Annotated in this window: 16 protein-coding genes; 9 read left to right on the forward strand and 7 right to left on the reverse strand. The window is 51.1% G+C overall.

Annotated features, from left to right (window positions below):
• The first annotated feature begins 4 nt into the window (after nucleotides 1–4).
• Nucleotides 5–988: a fimbrial protein gene (locus tag CKQ54_RS07120; protein ID WP_244220178.1), complete on the forward strand. Its 984-nt coding sequence runs from the start codon at nucleotides 5–7 to the stop codon at nucleotides 986–988.
• 102 nt (nucleotides 989–1,090) lie between these two features.
• Here CKQ54_RS07120 and CKQ54_RS07125 read toward each other — a convergent pair whose 3' ends face one another.
• On the reverse strand, nucleotides 1,091–1,606 hold the full coding sequence (locus CKQ54_RS07125) for a hypothetical protein (protein ID WP_120161899.1): 516 nt from the start codon (nucleotides 1,604–1,606) through the stop codon (nucleotides 1,091–1,093).
• A gap of 225 nt (nucleotides 1,607–1,831) precedes the next feature.
• Nucleotides 1,832–2,500, reverse strand: coding sequence for a helix-turn-helix domain-containing protein (locus CKQ54_RS07130; protein WP_120161898.1), 669 nt, complete (start codon nucleotides 2,498–2,500; stop codon nucleotides 1,832–1,834).
• 430 nt (nucleotides 2,501–2,930) lie between these two features.
• Between CKQ54_RS07130 and acnB the strand changes: the two genes are divergently transcribed.
• The 7 genes from acnB to yacL all read left to right on the forward strand — a co-directional run bounded on the left by acnB (nucleotide 2,931) and on the right by yacL (nucleotide 12,148).
• Nucleotides 2,931–5,528 carry a bifunctional aconitate hydratase 2/2-methylisocitrate dehydratase gene (acnB, locus tag CKQ54_RS07135; protein ID WP_120161897.1) on the forward strand — a complete coding sequence of 866 codons (2,598 nt, stop codon included), beginning with the start codon at nucleotides 2,931–2,933 and terminating at the stop codon, nucleotides 5,526–5,528.
• A 362-nt stretch (nucleotides 5,529–5,890) separates the two neighbouring features.
• Complete coding sequence (locus CKQ54_RS07140; protein WP_120161896.1) at nucleotides 5,891–6,535, forward strand: L-fuculose-phosphate aldolase; 645 nt, start codon at nucleotides 5,891–5,893, stop codon at nucleotides 6,533–6,535.
• A 23-nt stretch (nucleotides 6,536–6,558) separates the two neighbouring features.
• Nucleotides 6,559–7,731, forward strand: coding sequence for a MalY/PatB family protein (locus tag CKQ54_RS07145; protein ID WP_120161895.1), 1,173 nt, complete (start codon nucleotides 6,559–6,561; stop codon nucleotides 7,729–7,731).
• A gap of 62 nt (nucleotides 7,732–7,793) precedes the next feature.
• Nucleotides 7,794–9,134, forward strand: a complete 1,341-nt coding sequence (locus tag CKQ54_RS07150; protein WP_167459623.1) for an APC family permease — start codon at nucleotides 7,794–7,796, stop codon at nucleotides 9,132–9,134.
• Complete coding sequence (locus CKQ54_RS07155; RefSeq protein WP_120161893.1) at nucleotides 9,131–10,921, forward strand: L-fucose isomerase; 1,791 nt, start codon at nucleotides 9,131–9,133, stop codon at nucleotides 10,919–10,921. Before CKQ54_RS07150 ends, CKQ54_RS07155 begins: the two co-directional genes overlap by 4 nt.
• A 107-nt stretch (nucleotides 10,922–11,028) precedes the next feature.
• Nucleotides 11,029–11,748, forward strand: a complete 720-nt coding sequence (gene fucR / locus CKQ54_RS07160; protein ID WP_425272805.1) for an L-fucose operon activator — start codon at nucleotides 11,029–11,031, stop codon at nucleotides 11,746–11,748.
• A 34-nt stretch (nucleotides 11,749–11,782) separates the two neighbouring features.
• Nucleotides 11,783–12,148 carry a protein YacL gene (yacL, locus tag CKQ54_RS07165; protein ID WP_120161892.1) on the forward strand — a complete coding sequence of 122 codons (366 nt, stop codon included), beginning with the start codon at nucleotides 11,783–11,785 and terminating at the stop codon, nucleotides 12,146–12,148.
• A 22-nt stretch (nucleotides 12,149–12,170) separates the two neighbouring features.
• Here yacL and yddG read toward each other — a convergent pair whose 3' ends face one another.
• The 5 genes from yddG to CKQ54_RS07190 all read right to left on the reverse strand — a co-directional run bounded on the left by yddG (nucleotide 12,171) and on the right by CKQ54_RS07190 (nucleotide 16,720).
• A complete protein-coding gene (gene yddG / locus CKQ54_RS07170; RefSeq protein WP_120161891.1) occupies nucleotides 12,171–13,049 on the reverse strand; it encodes an aromatic amino acid DMT transporter YddG in 879 nt (292 codons plus the stop codon).
• A gap of 102 nt (nucleotides 13,050–13,151) precedes the next feature.
• Nucleotides 13,152–14,039, reverse strand: a complete 888-nt coding sequence (locus tag CKQ54_RS07175; protein WP_244220180.1) for a hypothetical protein — start codon at nucleotides 14,037–14,039, stop codon at nucleotides 13,152–13,154.
• 435 nt (nucleotides 14,040–14,474) lie between these two features.
• Nucleotides 14,475–15,269: an adenosylmethionine decarboxylase gene (gene speD / locus CKQ54_RS07180; protein WP_112286906.1), complete on the reverse strand. Its 795-nt coding sequence runs from the start codon at nucleotides 15,267–15,269 to the stop codon at nucleotides 14,475–14,477.
• Nucleotides 15,270–15,297: 28 nt separating this feature from the next.
• Nucleotides 15,298–16,173: a polyamine aminopropyltransferase gene (speE, locus tag CKQ54_RS07185; RefSeq protein WP_120161889.1), complete on the reverse strand. Its 876-nt coding sequence runs from the start codon at nucleotides 16,171–16,173 to the stop codon at nucleotides 15,298–15,300.
• 199 nt (nucleotides 16,174–16,372) lie between these two features.
• Nucleotides 16,373–16,720 (reverse strand): YacC family pilotin-like protein, encoded by a 348-nt coding sequence (locus tag CKQ54_RS07190; protein ID WP_095924682.1) that lies wholly within the window; start codon nucleotides 16,718–16,720, stop codon nucleotides 16,373–16,375.
• A 209-nt stretch (nucleotides 16,721–16,929) separates the two neighbouring features.
• Between CKQ54_RS07190 and cueO the strand changes: the two genes are divergently transcribed.
• Nucleotides 16,930–18,534 carry a multicopper oxidase CueO gene (cueO, locus tag CKQ54_RS07195; protein ID WP_112286904.1) on the forward strand — a complete coding sequence of 535 codons (1,605 nt, stop codon included), beginning with the start codon at nucleotides 16,930–16,932 and terminating at the stop codon, nucleotides 18,532–18,534.
• Nucleotides 18,535–18,575: the final 41 nt, after the last annotated feature.

Below are 18,575 nucleotides of genomic sequence, written 5' to 3' on the forward strand. Positions count from 1 at the left end.
CTTTATGAAAATGATGTTACTGCTGGCCTGTCTGGCCCTGTTTTCTGGCAAATTATGGGCGGCCTGCTCTACTTCTCCGGCCATGCCTCAGTCCTGGGATTTAAGTTCGGTTGCGGTGACCTCTTCACTGCCTGTTGGCGCGGATATACCCGGAAGTCAGCATACGTTCAATGTGAGCGGTACTTGCGGTACAAACGGCAGCAACGAACTCGCCGGTGACCCGATCATCGCCTGTTACTATGGAACCGGTGCTGAAATAGCAGGTTTCCCTGGCGTTTACTCCACCGGCGTCGAGGGCATCGGTATAGCCCTGACCAACTCCAGCGGACAACGTGTGGTCGGAGGCGGGGTAAGCTGCGATACGCGTAATACCTCGTTGGGTAGCCTGGACAGCAGTCTCAGCTATCAGATAACAGTGACGTTATCGTTAGTCAAAACCGCCAACGATATTTCGGATACGGCACTGGCGCAAAGCCAGACCCGTTTCGGATTGGGGGTGTATGGCAAATCAGGCCTCGGGGGTGGGGGCAACAACACGTTTTCCTACACCGGCAATATCAATATCAGAACGGAAAGCTGCGATGTGCTGAATAACACAATAAATGTGCCACTGGGTACGGTGACTCAGGGACAATTTTCCAGTACATCTCCTGGCGGTGTTTCACCGGATGTCCCTTTCAGCATAGAACTCAATTGTGATGCCGGGGCGAATGTGAATATCCGTATCGACGGCACTGCCGATGATTCGCTGGCCGCCGGCGTAATCAAAATCAGCAGTGGCGCAGAGGGGCAGGCGACCGGGGTGGGGATTCAGATACTCAAAGGCGATACGTCGCCCGTGGGCATCGGACAGGAATGGGCAATCACGCCCTCGGCGAGTGAAGGAAGCCTGAGTATTCCCTTTTTTGCCCGCTACTATCTCAACGGACAAACACTCAGCAGCGGAAGTGCGAACGGCACAGCGACGTTTACGATGATCTACTATTGAAAAGGTCGCCCTGACAGACGACCTCAATTGAGTCTTTTCAAAAACGATCTGTTATAGACGACGACGTCTTAGCCCGACCAGGCATTAAGCGTGGTTATTAAATTATTGGTCATCAAAATCATACTGGGGGCTGCTTTGGAAAGAGGGGTAGGATCTGAGGTTTTTATTTTTTAAGCGTGCTTCCAGCTCAGTTCTGATTTTTAAGGGAAAGCTCTCATATTCCCTTTCTAATCTTATATTTCCCGCTGGTAAAAGAGCAAAAATATTATCCTGAAGTGTTTTAATTTGCTGGCTGTAGATGCTGACTTCTGTGAGTGCATCGTAGTAATCGAATGCCCTGATCATATACTGATGATGCTCATTCCCGGTGCATTGATCGATTTGAACTGTGCCAAGGTATACAACGGCAATGCTTACCGTTCTTTTATCAAAACCCTCAATATCAGCCGAAGTAATGAATGGCCTGGATTTCATTTCTGATAAGCATTCCTCAAGTTTAGTGTTGAGGTTATTGTAAGCTAAAAGATATTTGTCACGGCTGTATTCGATATCTTCATTTATATGCGCAAGGCAAGGGAATGTCAGTGCGAGGATAAGTACCAGGAGGATATTTCTCATACGGAACGTTCCTTGTTATTTAAAGGTTTTTTCCATGCACTTCCAGAACTCATGTTCTGTACCATTGCATCCCATCATTTTAACTCTCCTTAATATCCATATTAAATATCGATAATTGAATTTATTTCATAGTTACCATGTATTAAGTAAACCTGTAATGGGTAAATAAATTAACCCGCAAAAAATATAGCGAAGTTTTATTTTTTAAGCAATGCCTGCTACCTGTCAGTATTCGTCTGGAAAACGCTTATTGATGGTGATCAGTTTCCCGTTCTGAATATCGATATAATCCCCTGTCCGTAGATCCGCCAGAATCTTCATGACGCCGCTGCGTGCTAAATTCGAACGCTCCAGAATAAAGTTTACCACGCTGCTTTTTCTGCGGACTTCTTGTGGTAACCGTTCTATTTCGAGTAACAGACCGCAAATAATGTCATAGGCGGTGCGGCTGATCATCAGATCGGAATGATAGTTGCGGTAATCGGTAAAGCGGGTGTTACAGGCGATAAGCTCTCTCACCAGTCCATGTTCGGCAATCAGGTCGATTGCCTTATCGCGCGGCAGCACGCTGATCTTACTTTCCTTATTTCCTTTAAATATAAAAGAGACGCTGCTGTATTCTGAAGTCATTAATCCCAGCATAGTGGGCGCGTCAGCAATGCCATACAGCAAGTTGTCAGAGGCCCGATAGCATTTTATATCGCCTTCCAGCAGCAAGATGATTTGCTGCTTGCCGTCTTCAGCGCGCAGGGTGATGGGGATATTGGGGGTGTCTGTAGCCACCGGCGTGGCATGGGGTAAACAGACTTCAATCAGGCGAGTGATGGCTTCCAATGGCTTGTGTCCCAGCGGCGAGTTTTTGCCATGGCTTGAGAGATTATTGTTTGTCTTCATAGGCGATCAGTTTCTCGTCAGAGGGGCAGAACTCGCTTCATGCACCAGGTTTAGCAGAAGCTTGCAGATGAATTATAAACAGTAAACTTTTACTCCACACGCTTGTCTTTGCGGGCTTTACAAGGCGGTAAGCTGATGCCTGAACGCCATATCGGAAAGGATTATTTTGCCCTTAACGATTCAGCAAGAATTTAATGTTGCTTTTTTGTAAACAGATTAACACCCCCTAAAAATCCTGCTATGCTGCTTCGGCGCTAAAGGACACTGTGCTCCGGTTCAGGATGTGTCGTAAACCGACAAAGAAACAATCATACCCGCAGTGTCCCCGACTCATCAGACAATCCGATATTCCGCTGTCCCTGCAGGATTACTAGCGGTCTGATGAGGGAAGCCAGGCATAATAAATGACAATGAGAGCGAGGAGAAAGTCGTGCTAGAAGAATACCGTAAGCACGTAGCCGAGCGTGCTGCAGAGGGCATCGTCCCTAAGCCACTTGATGCTTCACAGATGGCAGCGTTGGTTGAGTCCCTGAAGAATCCGCCGCAAGGCGAAGAAGATACTCTGTTAGACCTGCTGATTAATCGTGTTCCACCGGGCGTCGACGAAGCCGCCTACGTTAAAGCCGGATTCCTGGCTGCAGTCGCCAAAGGCGAAACTACCTCTCCGTTGGTCACTCCTGAAAAAGCCGTTGAACTGCTCGGTACCATGCAGGGCGGTTATAACATTCACCCGCTGATCGACGCGCTGGATAGCGAAACGCTGGCGCCTATCGCCGCGAAAGCGCTGTCTCACACCCTGCTGATGTTTGATAACTTCTACGATGTGGAAGAAAAAGCACACGCCGGCAACGAACACGCGAAGAAAATCCTGCAGTCGTGGGCGGATGCCGAATGGTATTTGTCACGTCCGCAACTGGCTGAAAAAATCACTGTCACTGTGTTTAAAGTGACGGGTGAAACCAACACCGATGATTTGTCACCGGCTCCGGATGCCTGGTCCCGTCCAGATATTCCGTTGCACGCGCTGGCTATGCTGAAAAACGAACGTGAAGGTATCCACCCGGATCAACCTGGCAGCGTCGGTCCGATTAAGCAAATCGAAGAACTGAACAAAAAAGGTTTCCCGCTGGCCTACGTTGGTGACGTAGTCGGTACCGGATCCTCACGTAAATCAGCCACCAACTCCGTGCTGTGGTTCATGGGCGATGATATTCCTCATGTGCCGAACAAACGCGGCGGCGGTGTGGTTCTCGGCGGTAAGATCGCGCCAATCTTCTTCAACACCATGGAAGATGCCGGTGCGTTGCCGATCGAAGTGGACGTTTCTGACCTGAACATGGGCGATGTCATCGACATCTACCCGTACAAAGGCGAAGTGCGTAACCACGAAACCAACGAAGTGATTGCGACTTTCGAACTGAAAACCGACGTACTGCTCGACGAAGTGCGCGCCGGTGGCCGTATTCCGCTGATCATCGGCCGTGGTTTAACCACCAAAGCCCGTGAGTCACTGAAACTGCCTCAGAGCGAAGTGTTCCGTATCGCCAAGCCAGTTGCTGCAAGCAGCAAAGGTTTCTCGCTGGCACAGAAAATGGTGGGCCGCGCCTGTGGCGTTGCCGGTATTCGTCCGAACGAATATTGCGAACCAAAAATGACGTCCGTGGGTTCTCAGGACACCACCGGTCCGATGACCCGTGATGAACTGAAAGACCTGGCGTGTCTGGGCTTCTCTGCCGATTTAGTGATGCAGTCATTCTGTCATACCGCCGCGTATCCTAAGCCGGTTGACGTGACCACGCACCACACGCTGCCTGATTTCATCATGAACCGCGGCGGTGTTTCACTGCGCCCTGGCGATGGCATCATTCACTCATGGCTGAACCGTATGCTGCTGCCGGACACTGTCGGCACCGGCGGTGACTCCCATACCCGTTTCCCGATCGGGATTTCCTTCCCTGCGGGCTCCGGTCTGGTGGCGTTTGCTGCGGCGACCGGCGTGATGCCTCTTGATATGCCGGAATCCGTTCTGGTGCGCTTCAAAGGCAAAATGCAACCGGGTATCACCCTGCGTGATCTGGTGCATGCGATCCCTTATTACGCGATCAAAGAAGGCCATCTGACCGTTGAGAAGAAGGGTAAGAAAAACCTCTTCTCCGGCCGTATTCTGGAAATCGAAGGCTTGCCGGAACTGAAAGTAGAACAGGCATTTGAACTGGCGGATGCGTCCGCAGAACGTTCAGCGGCAGGTTGTACGATCAAACTGGATCAGGCGCCGATCAAAGAATACCTGAGCTCTAACATTGTGCTGCTGAAGTGGATGATCTCTGAAGGTTACGGCGATCGTCGTACCATCGAGCGTCGCATCAAAGGTATGGAAGAGTGGCTGGCGAACCCGAACCTGCTCGAAGCCGATGCCGACGCGGAATACGCGGCGATCATCGAAATCGATCTGGCGGACATCAAAGAGCCAATCCTTTGTGCGCCAAACGATCCGGATGATGCACGTCTGCTGTCTTCCGTGCAGAACAGCAAAATCGACGAAGTGTTTATCGGTTCGTGCATGACCAACATCGGTCACTTCCGTGCGGCAGGTAAACTGCTCGACAGCCATAAAGGCGCGTTGCCAACCCGTTTGTGGGTTGCGCCACCGACCAAAATGGATGCGGCTCAGCTGACGGAAGAGGGCTATTACAGCGTCTTTGGTAAGAGCGGTGCGCGTGTAGAAATTCCAGGCTGTTCACTGTGCATGGGTAACCAGGCGCGTGTGGCCGACGGTTCTACCGTGGTTTCCACCTCTACCCGTAACTTCCCGAACCGTCTGGGTAACGGTGCCAATGTCTATCTGGCATCCGCAGAACTGGCGGCGATTGCGTCCCTGCTGGGACGTCTGCCAACGCCGGAAGAATACCTCGGCTACATGGCTGAAGTGGATAAGACTGCGGTGGATACTTACCGTTATCTGAACTTCGACAAGCTGAGTGAATATACGGATAAAGCTGACGGCGTGATTTTCCAAACCGCAGTCTAAATCGTTATATTTGCGTCAGTGTTGAAAAGGGAGCTTCGGCTCCCTTTTTTATATCAATTTTTTATAATCAAACCAGTACAGCGATGCTGTTAATCCAACGGGACGTCAGTATTTTCCCCGGGGATTTATTTACATGTCAACTCAGAATATCTTCTGATGGATTTTTATATTTTTGACCATTTGAATTATTAATTACGAAAAAGGTCACTTTTATTTATTTCTGCGTATCATGCCCTCCCGGTTTCTTTCCTGTTTTGATGACGTCCATCACACTTCATATTTAGATTTTCTCCTGGAAATAAAATAGCACTCAACATGATGGTTCTGTTTATGACGTTATCTAACGAATAAAAAGGCCACTTATGACGAGAAGCACATTAGCCGAAAACATTATTCATGCCTGTCTGGAAATGAGCCGTATGGGGTTAAATCAGGGAACTGCCGGAAATATCAGCGTGCGTTATCAGGAAGGTATGCTAATTACTCCCTCGGGAATTGCCTATGAAAAGATGAATGCCGGACAAATTGTGTATGTGAACGCCAGCGGAGAATCTGAAGAAGGTAAAATTCCCTCCAGCGAGTGGCGTTTTCATCAGGCAGCCTATCAGGTCAGGCCAGACGTTAACGCTGTTGTCCATAACCACGCGCCGCACTGTACTGCCGTCGCCATTCTCAATCTGCCGATCCCGGCCATTCATTACATGATTGCCGCCGCCGGTGGGAACACCATCCCCTGTGCTCCTTATGCCACCTTTGGCTCCGTTGAACTGTCCGTGAATGTTGCGGCTGCATTACGCGATCGCAAAGCCACTTTATTACAACATCACGGCATGATTGCCTGCGAAGTGGATCTGGATAAAGCCCTTTGGCTGGCTCAGGAAGTCGAAGTTCTGGCGCGCTTGTATCTGGCCGTATCAGGACGAGTTAATCCTGTTTCAGTCCTGTCAGAGGAAGAGATTAACGTGGTATTGGAGCGATTTAAGCATTACGGGCTGAGAGTTGAATAATAAAAATAACAAGGAGTGATGTCATGAATGAAATTGAGCACTGCTTTGAATATCCTCACGATCGTACTTCAGATGGCTCGCTGAAATGGGCTTTTCCCTCACCCTGGCTACCTGAGAATGTGACCAAAAGGCCGATACCGCTATGGATCGCTGACATGGATTTTATCAGTCCTCCGGCAGTGAATCAGGCACTGGGCCGGATGGCCGAACACGGGATTTACGGTTACACCGACGCGCCTGAAAGCCTGCGTGAAGCACTGGCTGGCTGGCAATATACTCACCATCAATGGGCAGTAAAAACGCAATGGATGTTGCATAGCCCAGGCATTGTCAGCGCCCTGAATCTGACGATCCAAACCTTTTCTGCGCCGGGTGATGGCGTCATTATGCTGATGCCGGTATACGGCCCTTTTCATGACAGCGTTGGTCTGAATCAGCGGCGGGTTGTGTCCGTGGAGCTGGAGCTTGTGGGGCAGGATTACGTGCTGGATATCGAAAAGTTCGAGGCAGCGATTACCCCTGATGTGAAAATTTTCATTCTCAGTAACCCGCACAATCCGATAGGCAAAGTCTGGAGTCGCGAAGAATTATTGCTGCTTGGTGAGTGTTGTCTGCGCCATAATATTTTGGTGATAGCAGATGAAATTCATCAGGATTTAGTGATCAATTCACAAGTGAAATACCTGCCTTTTGCCAGCCTCTGCGCGGAATTCTCCGACATCAGCATTACCTGCACCGCACCCAGCAAAACTTTTAATCTGGCCGGATTACAGACCTCTACGCTGATTATTTCTAATCCGCAGTTGCGCCAGCGTTTACATCAACACTATCTGGCCTGCGGGCTTGAGCGCCCGAATATCGCCGGGATTATCGCCTGTGAAGCGGCTTACAGAAACGGTGAGCCTTGGCTGAACGCGTTGCTTAGTACTTTGCGCGATAACCTCAGACAACTGGATCTGATACTCAAAGATTCGGGTATGCAGCGATGTGGTGGCGACGCACTTTATCTGGCGTGGATCGACTGTCGTCGTTTGCAGCAGGTCGATCTGCAACATTTTTTCCTTGAAAAAAGTGATGTGTGGATTGAACCCGGTACACATTTCGGCAGGGGCGGTGACGGATTTATTCGCCTGAACTATGCCACTTCACGCACGTTATTAACGTCCGCGCTCAGACAAATGGTCACTGCGACCTGATAATTTTTTGCTGCGCTAATTCGATCTTCTGCTGCGTTATTTCATTCAATTAAGGAATGATCATGAGCGAACCTTCGGTTTCCCGGAATGCGGACAAACTGGTTAAAACACTCAGCACGCCGGTAATTTTTTTCGCTGCAATTAAAGCCATTATTGGCGGCGGCGTAATTGCACTGACTGGCGTTATTATTGCCAATACTGGCGGTGGAACACCCCTGGCATACTTAGTGGCATCATTAATTACCGTTCTTGCCGGTATTCCCTATGCAGTATTAGCAGCAACCTTGCCGGTCACCGGCGGAATATACAGCTGGCCTTCACGTTTAATCAGCCCGACGTGTGGTTTTTTGGTGTTCTGGTTTTTCTCACTCACTCACGTTTCACTGTCGTTATATGCGCTGACCTGTTCCGATTATCTGATGGCCTTTTTTCCCGACCTGCCAAAAACAGCGGTCAGTTTCGTCATATTAACGGTCATTTATCTGGCAAATTTGCTTGGTGCAGCCCTCAGCGCCCGCCTGAGTATGATCCTCACGATTATCATGTTATGTGGCATGTTGCTGTTTGTCGGTGAAGGTATCGGGGAAGTGGAGATAGACAACTTCACCACCCTTTTGCCGAACGGCTTCGCGGCCTTTGCAACCTCGGTGGCTTTGCTGCTGTTTGTTACCAACGGTGCCTGTACGGTGGCAGAACTGGCCGGTGAAATGAAAAACCCGGCACGCGCAATTCCGGTGGCGATCATGGGATCCACGGCGTTTGCTGCGCTGATTTATATGCTGGTTTCTGTCACCGCAACCGGAATTTTACCGCTATCAGAAGTGGCACATCAGCCGCTGACTGTGGTCGCAAAATCCTTCATGTCACCGGGATCTTTCCTGTTCTTCAGTATCGGCGCGGGGATTATCAGCATGCTGGGGATAACCAATGTGCAGATGTTGTGGGGCAGTAAAAGTTTGCTGGTGGCCTGCGATGATGGCTGGCTGCCGCGCAGCCTCGGGCGTGTAAGTCTTAAAACCCGCGTGCCGTATTTACTGCTGACCCTGCTGTATCTGATCGGGGTGATACCAATCCTGTGCGGTATTTCGGTGTCCAATATTGCCAGTGCCGCTGCAATCACCTTTCTGGCGGCACAAATCGTCTGCATTATCTGCTCGTGGCGTGTGCGCAAAACGCCCGCCTATCAGATGTCTTCTTTCCGTATATCACCTGCGTTACACATCATTACCGCTACGTTAAGTATCGCCATTCTGGGCTGCATGATTGTGATGTTACTTCGCGATACCGACAGTAAAACACTCAGCGTTATGGGCGTCTGGCTGCTTCTGGGTATCACTCTGATCTTTGTCCGCCGTAAGAATGTGATTACCAACCGTGTATTAGCCAGTGAGGGCGCAAAATGAAAACATTGACTGAATCCTGGATTTCTCAACCGATTACACTTGGTATTCGCCCGGTTATCGACGGACGAAGAATGGGCGTGCGTGAATCACTGGAAGCGCAAACTATGGCGATGGCCGAATCTGCCGCTGAGCTTATCTCATCGTGTATCCGTCATCCCGATGGCTCATCGCTGCGCTGCGTGATTGCCGAGACTACGATTGCCGGGCGCGCAGAATCGGCGCGTTGCGACGCGCTGTTTCGTCGTGAAAATGTCGGTCTGACCCTCACCGTCACGCCGTGCTGGTGTTATGGCGACGAAACGATTGACAACGATCCGCTGCGGCCAAAAGCCATTTGGGGGTTTAACGGCACTGAACGTCCGGGCGTGGTCTATCTGGCGGCGGCGCTGGCTGCGCATAATCAGCAGGGATTACCTGCGTTCGGCATCTCCGGACGGGATGTACAGGATGCCGATGACACCCATATTCCTGCGGATGTAGAGGAAAAACTGCTGCGTTTCGTCCGGGCAGGGTTGGTCGTCGCCAGTCTGCGTGGCAAAAGTTATTTGTCAGTGGGCAGTGTCTCAATGGGGATCGCCGGATCGATTGTTGATCATCACTTTTTTGCTGAAACATTAGGCATGCAGGTGCAAAGCGTTGATATGACGGAACTTCGCCGCCGCATAGACTGCGGTATTTATGACGAAGAGGAACTGGCACTGGCGATAAGTTGGGCAGAAGCTGGGTTTGTGTACGGCGAAGAGGTTAATCCGCCAGAATTTCAGCGTTCTGACAGCGATAAGCGGCGGATTTTGCAAGAGTCACTGACGATGGCGTTGTGCTTACGCGACATGATGCAGGGTAACCCGCAACTGGCGGTGCGTGGCTTTAATGAAGAGGCGACAGGCTATAACACCATTGCCGGTGGGTTTCAGGGGCAAAGGCACTGGACCGATCATTATCCGAATGCTGATATCGCAGAAGCCTTGCTCAACAGCAGCTTCGACTGGAATGGACCCCGTCAGCCGATATTGATGGCGACAGAAAACGATAGCCTGAATGCGGTCTCAATGTTGTTCGGTCACTACCTGACCGGCAAGGCGCAAATCTTTGCCGATATGCGAACCTGCTGGTCGCCGCAGGCCGTTTTTCGCGTGACGGGACATCAGCTGGCGGGCAGGGCAGCTCAGGGAATTATCCATCTGATCAACTCCGGTTCTGCCGCGCTTGATGGCAGCGGTGCACAGCGCGATGAGCAGGGACTGCCGACCATTAAACCACACTGGCAAGTGACGCCTGAAGACGCACAACGTTGTCTGGCGCAAACCCTCTGGTGCCCGGCAGTGCATGAATATTTTCGCGGAGGCGGTTTCTCATCGAACTTTCTTACGCCTGGCGATATGCCTTTCACCCTCAGCCGGATCAATCTTATCAAGGGCGTTGGCCCCGTATTGCAATTGGCAGAAGGCTGGAGTGTGGAATTGCCCGAGGATGTCCATCAGCAGCTGGATCAGCGTACTAATTCCACCTGGCCCACAACGTGGTTTACGCCGAGACTGACCGGACAGGAACCCTTTAACGATGCCAGTACGATGATGAATTGCTGGGGAGCCAATCATGGGGTGCTAACACCGGGTCATGTAGGTGCGGATCTGATCACTCTGGCTGCCATGTTGCGTATTCCTGTCTGTCTGCACAATTTGCCGGATGTACAACTCTTCCGACCTTCTGCGTGGTCAGCGTTTGGGATGGACAAAGCAGGCCAGGATTACCGCGCCTGTCAGCACTATGGCCCGTTATACAAATAAATGACGAACGCGGTGCTGACCGGGAATCAATGATGCACCGCGGTATTCATTGTCTAAACGCTTTACGCTGGCCTTCTTCTTTCAGGTTTATGGAACCGTTTATGAAGATAAAGCAGGCACGCCATCTCTGCATTCTTGAACTCCTGGCACAGCAGGATGCGCTCAGCGTGAGTCAGCTCGCCCGCAGTTTACACGTCAGTCATGAAACCATCCGCCGTGATCTCGGGCAGCTACAAATTCAGGGGGAGATAATTCGCCGGCATGGTTGTGCAAAAAGCATCCATCAGACCCAGGATGTGGGGATCACTTTCGCGCAGCGAGCGAAAAGTCATATTTCACCGAAGGATCAGTTGGCTCAGCAAGCGTTATCCTATATTGAAAACGATATGACGCTGGCTTTGGATGCCAGCTCCACCTGCTGGTATTTAGCCAGAAAACTGCCCAATATCCCTCTGACGGTCTACACCAACAGCGTACGTATCATGGAGACGCTGGTGCGACGTGAGAATATCCGGGTGATTGCGACGGGCGGGGTGCTTTCCCGTAAATATCAGGCGTACCTCAGTGATATCCCGCATCTGTTGGCTTTACTGCGATCACTGGAGATTGATCTGTTTATTTTCTCCTGTGAGGGATTAGACGGCGAAGGCGTGCTTTGGGACAGTAATGACAAAAATGCCCGCTTTAAAGCGCTATTGATCAAATACGCCGCACAATCACTGTTACTGATGGACAAGAGTAAGATCCTGCGTAAAGCCGGTGCGCCGATTTGCAACATAGAAGAGGTGGACATACGGCTGTTTGAACGCCAAAATGCGGCCGGTTGACGATTCCCCTTTTCATCCTCCTGCGGAGTAACCCATGGATTACGATTTTTTGCGCGACATCACCGGTGAGGTCAAAGTGCGTTTTTCAATGGGCCACGAAGTGCTCGGTCACTGGCTGAATGAAGAAGTGAAGGGCGACCTGAGCGTGCTGGATACGGTTGAATCCGCATTGGCTGAACTCAAAGGCAGCGAGCGCCAGACGCAAATGGTCGGCCACGAATACACGCTGCTGTTAGCCGACGATGAAGTGATGATCCGCGCCAATCAGCTGGATTTCGACGGCGATGAGATTGAAGAAGGCATGAGTTATTACGACGAAGAGAGTCTGGCGTTTTGCGGCGTCGAGGACTTTTTGCAAGTCCTCGCCAAATACCGTTCTTTCGTGACGACTTATCGATAAGGTCACGACCTGTCGCTGAAACTTATTTACCCCGCGAGGCGGTCCAGCACAGCAGCGAACCGCCGACCACCATCAGCACGCCCGGCCAGAAACTGGCGCCCGGCAACGTGTGCAGCCACAACCCGGCAATCAGAATCGATGACAGCGGCGTGAAATACGACAGCGCGGCCACCAGTGTGGCATTGCCTTTTTTCATGGCAATATCCCAGCACTGATACGAAATTGCCGTCACCGCGCCCATCGCCAGCAGTTCAATAATAGCCGGCAGCGTCAGGCTGATGCGATTCGATGAATAGGTAAAATACAACACCCACAGCACGGCACCCGTCGCCAGCAGAAACAACGGCAGCACGCCTTTGCCTTTACATAACACACGAACCAGATTGGAATACAGCGCCCAGGAAACGGCTGCGCCCAGCGCCAGACTGTAGGCCACCGGATTGCCACGCACATTACGCAGCAGCTGATGGATATCCAGTCCGTGCCCGCCGCTGATTGCCCACAGCACACCGGCAAACGCCAGCACCACGCCCGGCCAGATCCACCAGCGCACGCGTAATTTCAGCAGCGGAACCGCAAAAATCAATGTCAGGCTCGGCCACAAATAATTGATAAGCCCCAGTTCCAGCGTTTGCTGACGGGTATGCGCCAGACCAATCGCCAGCGAAAACGCCACCATATAAAAGATAAACAGCAGACCGCAGACGATCAGATAGGCGGGCGATTCCCCGCGCAGGGAAGGCTTTCCACCGACCATCCAGACCATAATTCCACTGACTGTATAAATCGATGCGGCGGCGCCAAAAGGCCCCAGAGATTCAGATAAACTGCGGGTGAGCGCCACGCTCATGCTCCACAATAAAATGGCGAGAACGCCAGACAGCGTTGCAAAACGATCCATATGAAAGGTAAGCCTCGGGAAAAGGAGGCTTTTAAGATAAGCGATTGTCCCGGCGATTTACACCGGAACAATCCGCTTGAGGGCGCTTATTCGCTGGGATTATCAGAAGTAGAAACCGACTTCTAATCCCAGCGTGGAGGTGGTGGTCGCGGGCTGATAATAGCCGACGGTGCGTCCGTTCAGGTCACCCTGTTTCTCGTCCGACTTGCCGTATTTCTGGTGCACATAGCTGGCTTTCACAAAGACATCTTTGTTGATATTCCAGGTCAGGCTGGTGAATGGCGAGAGCTTAGATTTCGGCTCCAGCCAGACTGAACCCTGATTGCTGTGCGTCCAGGTTTTAATCGGATACAGCGCACCGCCTTCCAGACTCAGACGTGAATCTGCGGTCATTTGCCAGTTGGCACCGAGGGATGCTTTGGCGTAAGGCTGCAGCGTAACTTCCACCGCGTTGTAATTGCGGGTGGTATTTTCCGACGCAATATACACATCGTCAGAGCGGATGTTTCGCAGCCACGCCTGACCACCGAGTGCGCCTTTCATATCGAAAGACACGCTGTCGGATGCCCGGTAACGGTAGCCGCGCGTCATGTCCGCACTGTAACCGGTGTAGTAGGTTTTGCCTTTCAGTGATCCGTTCGGCACATTGGCCTGATCGTCCAGCGTACTGCCTTTATAGCGGACGATCCCGAACATCACGCTCATGTCCCAGGCTTTTAATAAGCCGCTTTGGGTATCGAGGCTATTTCTTGTCCCAAGATAATTATTAGATCCGAAATTAACGCGCAGGCGCGGGCCATGTTCAGCAACATATTTACCGTCCATATTATCGACGGATTCGTCCCACTTATAATATTCAGCACCGTAACTCACATAGTGCCGCATCCCTTCAGTATTGCTGCCTAACAAACTTTCCCCGGCCCGGGAAACCCCGGAAACCAATAAAGAACTCGCGACCAGCAGGCTGGATACGGTCTTTAATTTACTCATTGTCATTTTATATTTCTGCTTGCAGGTGGATGGAGCTGGTTGCTTAGTAAGCAATGACGCGATGCTAATGGTCAGGAGGGAATATATAAAGTGATTTATCTGTTTTTCAGAAAAAAGCGATCTTTTGATCTGCCATAAGTTAAATTATTGGTTATACGTGAATTATATTTGATTTATAGGTTGTATATTATTTTTGAAATTTGGCTTAATTGTTAGATCGATTGGCGATTAATTTGACTTAAATAAGGATTTTATCACTCTTTAAATATTAATTTACCTTAAGGAGTATAGCCGGTTTTTATACAGGTGAAGTTATTTTACTTAAGTGATGCTTATTGAGTTTCAGGCGTGAGAATATTCAGTATCAGAATTTGTCTATACAAAAAAAGGCCGGACATTTTACTCATGTCCGGCCTTTTCTTTATTCAGCACTGATCAGACTGACGGCAGATTGCGACCGTAATAGATTTCCTGCATTTCTTTGTACAGCAAATCGGTGATTTCCTTACGCTCCTGCGCGCTCAGTTCATCCGGTTTAGCATTGAAAAGATAATGTTTCAGATCGAACTCTTTCAGCAACATCTTGGTGTGGAAGATATTTTCCTGATACACGTTGACGTCCATCATGTCGTACAGCGCTTTCATATCCTGCGACATAAAGTTCTGAATCGAGTTAATGGAATGGTCGATGTAGTGTTTCACCCCGTTCACGTCGCGGGTAAAACCACGAACGCGGTAATCGATGGTGACGATGTCGGATTCGAGCTGGTGGATCAGATAGTTCAGCGCTTTCAGCGGTGAAATCACGCCACAGGTCGAGACTTCAATATCAGCGCGGAAAGTACACAGGCCGCCTTCGGGATGGCTTTCCGGATAGGTATGCACGCAGATATGGCTTTTATCCAGATGTGCGACCACGGAATTCGGCAACGGACCCGGATGTTCTGTGTTATCGACATCACGCGGATCCATCGGCTCTTCGCTCACTAAAATCGTGACGCTGGCGCCCTGTGGTTCGTAATCCTGTCGCGCCACGTTGAGGATATTGGCACCGATGATCGAGCAGGTTTCGGTGAGGATCTCCGTCAAGCGGTTAGCGTTATATTCTTTGTCAATGTAGGCAATGTAGCCATCACGATCGTCTGCGGTTTTGGCGTAGCAGATATCGTAGATACAAAAACTCAGGCTTTTGGTCAGGTTGTTGAAGCCATGCAGTTTCAGCTTTTGCAATTTAGTTCACCCCCTTATGGATGCAGTATCAGCGCGCGGCTGACAGGGCATTCAGTAAATATTGTGGCAGGGCAAAGCTGCCGTGATGAATCGCCGGATTGTAATAACGACAGGTGATATCTGCGGCGTCAAAGCGCGCCTGCAAGGTTGCGCTGTCGATCTGGCGATATTCCGGGCTGTTGGTCGCCCAGGCAAAGGTCATGATGCCGCCATAATAGGTCGGGATCGCGGCCTGATAGAAACTGACATCACTGAAATAGTGGCTCAGTTTGGTTTGGCTGTTGACCGCTTCATCCTGCTGGAGGAAGCACACGCCATTTTGTGCCACGAAAATGCCGCCCGGTTTGAGACAACGGGCACAGCCTTCGTAGAACGCCGACGTAAACAGACTTTCACCGGGACCGATCGGATCGGTGCAATCGGAGATGATCACATCATAGGTTTCAGCGGTCTGATTAACGAAGTTCACACCGTCGTCGATCACCAGGTTGAAACGCGGATCGTCATAGGCGCCGGCATTGTGGTTCGGCAGATACTGGCGGCAAAACTCCACCACGCCGGCATCAATTTCCACCATCGTCACCGATTCCACACCTTTGTGGCGGCACACTTCGCGCAGCATTGCGCCGTCGCCGCCGCCAATGATCAGCACCTTTTTCGCGTTGCCGTGGGCGAACAACGGCACATGGGTCAGCATTTCGTGATAGATGAATTCATCACGCTCAGTGGTTTGCACCACGCCGTCGAGCGCCATCACGCGACCCAGCGCGGCATTCTCGAAAATCACCAGATCCTGATGCTCGGTTTTGTCTCGGTATAACTCTTTATCGACGCTGAAGTACTGGCCAAAATGGGCGTGCAGCGTCTCATACCATATTTCTTTGGATGACGAGCTCTGGGACATGTTGTGGTTTCTCCTGATCAATCGCAGCCATAAAAATGGGCGCACATGATAGCTAACTCTGCCGGTCCATGCACGGTTTCAGACAAACCCGTTTAGGTTAAGTGTAGCTGAGGCAAACGTGGTACGGGTAACAGAGGGAAGGGGAAGCGGCTCCGGCAACAAAATGACGGAGCGCAAAGCGCGTAAACAGGCTTAAAAATTAGTTGGTGTAGGCCAGCAGACTCAGGGAATCACGCGCCAGAGATTTGCATTTGGTCGGTTTAGGGACGGCAATCCCGCTCAGATCGCGGTAGCTGTCTTCGCCCATCGACTGCATATTAAAGCTGTTGTAATTGCTCAGATCCCAACGGTTTTGTTGGGCGAAAAACACGATCGCCCGTTTGATTTGGGTATTCGGCAGCTGTTCGTAACCGCAGTTGTTTTTCAGATAAACGAAAACGGCAGTCAGATCCGCCAGATCTTCCGCTTCTGATTCACTCAGCGCCTGACTGGCGGACGAGAAGCCAAGCAGCGACAGTAATAGTAAACACAATGTTGTTTTTTTCATCGGCGTGTTCTTGTTCTTTTAGATAGAAAGTCAGAAAGACTTGGCTCACAAACAGTTAAAAGGACGTTACCATATTTGCACTGAGCGGCACCAAATTTCTTTTCCCGCTGAGCCGCTTGACCTTCCCCTTAGGGGAAGGGTTAGGCTGTCGTACTATTATGGCACGCTCACGCCATCCGTCTGGCAATTGCCCTCATAAGGACTGAAAAATGAACCGTCGTGATTTCGTAAAATGGACAACCCTGATGGGGGCCGCCAGTACGCTGCCCGGCTGGAGCCGCTTCGCGCTCGCCGCAGACCGCCCTGCATTGCCCATTCCTGCGCTGCTGGAACCGGATATCCGTAACGCCATTATGCTGACGTTGCAGCGCGGTCAGAGCCAGTTTTTGCCAGGTGTTAACACCGAAACCTGGGGCGTTAACGGTAATCTTCTCGGCCCCGCGCTGCGTATCCGTCGCGGCAAACAGGTCGATGTCACCGTTAATAACCGTCTGGATGTTGCCAGCACCGTTCACTGGCACGGGCTGGAAATCCCCGGTGACGTCGATGGTGGCCCTCAGGCACTGATCGCTCCGGGTCAGAAAAGAAAAGTCAGTTTCACACTCGATCAGCCAGCGTCGACCTGCTGGTTCCATCCGCATCCGCATCAGACCAGCGGTTATCAGGTGGCGATGGGTCTGGCCGGTATGGTGCTGATTGAAGATGAAGCCAGCGACCTGTTGCAGATCCCGAAACGCTGGGGCGTGGATGATATTCCGGTCATTTTGCAGGATAAACGCCTGAACGACGCCGGACAGATTGATTATCAGATGGACGTGATGACTGCGGCTGTCGGCTGGTTCGGGCAACATATGCTGACCAACGGCGCAGTCTATCCGCAGCACGGTATTTCCCGCGGCTGGGTGCGTTTTCGTCTGCTCAATGGCTGTAATGCGCGCTCGCTGCACATCGCCACCAGTGACCAGCGGCCAATGTACGTCATCGCCAGCGACGGCGGTTTCCTGCCTGAACCGGTGAAAGTCAGCGATTTATCCTTGCTGATGGGCGAACGTTTTGAAGTGCTGATTGATTGCAGCGACGGCAAAGCCTTTGATCTGGTTACGCTGCCGGTGAAACAGATGGGGATGACGCTGGCACCGTTCGACAAACCGTTGCCAGTGCTGCGTATTCAGCCGACGCTGACGCAAAGCGGCAGTTCTCTGCCGGACACGCTGGTGCCGCTGCCTGCGCTGGTGTCCGTCGATAATCTGCCAACCCGCTGGCTGCAACTGATGATGGATCCGCAACTGGACCAGCAAGGTATGGCGGCGCTGATGAAACGCTATGGCCACAATGCGATGGCTGGCATGAGCATGGATCATGGCGGCGGCGATATGGCAGCAATGCCGGGCATGTCGGGTTCAGAACATGACGGTCACGGCAGTATGGCGGGTATGGACATGAGCAAATCGTCCGCCGGTTACGACTTCATGCAGGGCAACAAAATTAACGGCAAAGCCTACGATATGAATGTGCCCGCTTTCGATGTGAAACAAGGCCAGTACGAAAAATGGACCATTTCCGGTGAAGGCGACATGATGCTGCATCCTTTCCATATCCACGGCACGCAGTTCCGTATTCTTTCTGAAAATGGTCAGCCCGTGCCGCCGCATCGGCAGGGCTGGAAAGATATCGTGCGTGTTGAGGGTGCCCGCAGTGAAGTTCTGGTGCGCTTCAACCATCTGGCCAATAAACAACATGCTTATATGGCGCACTGTCATCTGCTGGAACATGAAGATACCGGCATGATGCTTGGATTTACGGTGTCGGCGTAACGGTTTTTCCTTTCTGTAGTTTCTTAAAAGTTTCTAAAAAT

It is taken from the genome of Rahnella variigena, from assembly GCF_003610915.1.
GTDB lineage: Bacteria > Pseudomonadota > Gammaproteobacteria > Enterobacterales > Enterobacteriaceae > Rahnella > Rahnella variigena.

Coding starts and splice junctions, on each gene's coding strand:
- CKQ54_RS07190 (WP_095924682.1), bottom strand. CDS start 16,720: ATGAAAAAAACAACATTGTGTTTACTATTACTGTCGCTGCTTGGCTTC.
- cueO (WP_112286904.1), top strand. CDS start 16,930: ATGAACCGTCGTGATTTCGTAAAATGGACAACCCTGATGGGGGCCGCC.
- speE (WP_120161889.1), bottom strand. CDS start 16,173: ATGTCCCAGAGCTCGTCATCCAAAGAAATATGGTATGAGACGCTGCAC.
- CKQ54_RS07155 (WP_120161893.1), top strand. CDS start 9,131: ATGAAAACATTGACTGAATCCTGGATTTCTCAACCGATTACACTTGGT.
- CKQ54_RS07145 (WP_120161895.1), top strand. CDS start 6,559: ATGAATGAAATTGAGCACTGCTTTGAATATCCTCACGATCGTACTTCA.
- CKQ54_RS07130 (WP_120161898.1), bottom strand. CDS start 2,500: ATGAAGACAAACAATAATCTCTCAAGCCATGGCAAAAACTCGCCGCTG.
- CKQ54_RS07125 (WP_120161899.1), bottom strand. CDS start 1,606: ATGAGAAATATCCTCCTGGTACTTATCCTCGCACTGACATTCCCTTGC.
- yddG (WP_120161891.1), bottom strand. CDS start 13,049: ATGGATCGTTTTGCAACGCTGTCTGGCGTTCTCGCCATTTTATTGTGG.
- CKQ54_RS07150 (WP_167459623.1), top strand. CDS start 7,794: ATGAGCGAACCTTCGGTTTCCCGGAATGCGGACAAACTGGTTAAAACA.
- CKQ54_RS07140 (WP_120161896.1), top strand. CDS start 5,891: ATGACGAGAAGCACATTAGCCGAAAACATTATTCATGCCTGTCTGGAA.
- yacL (WP_120161892.1), top strand. CDS start 11,783: ATGGATTACGATTTTTTGCGCGACATCACCGGTGAGGTCAAAGTGCGT.
- CKQ54_RS07175 (WP_244220180.1), bottom strand. CDS start 14,039: ATGAGTAAATTAAAGACCGTATCCAGCCTGCTGGTCGCGAGTTCTTTA.
- CKQ54_RS07120 (WP_244220178.1), top strand. CDS start 5: ATGAAAATGATGTTACTGCTGGCCTGTCTGGCCCTGTTTTCTGGCAAA.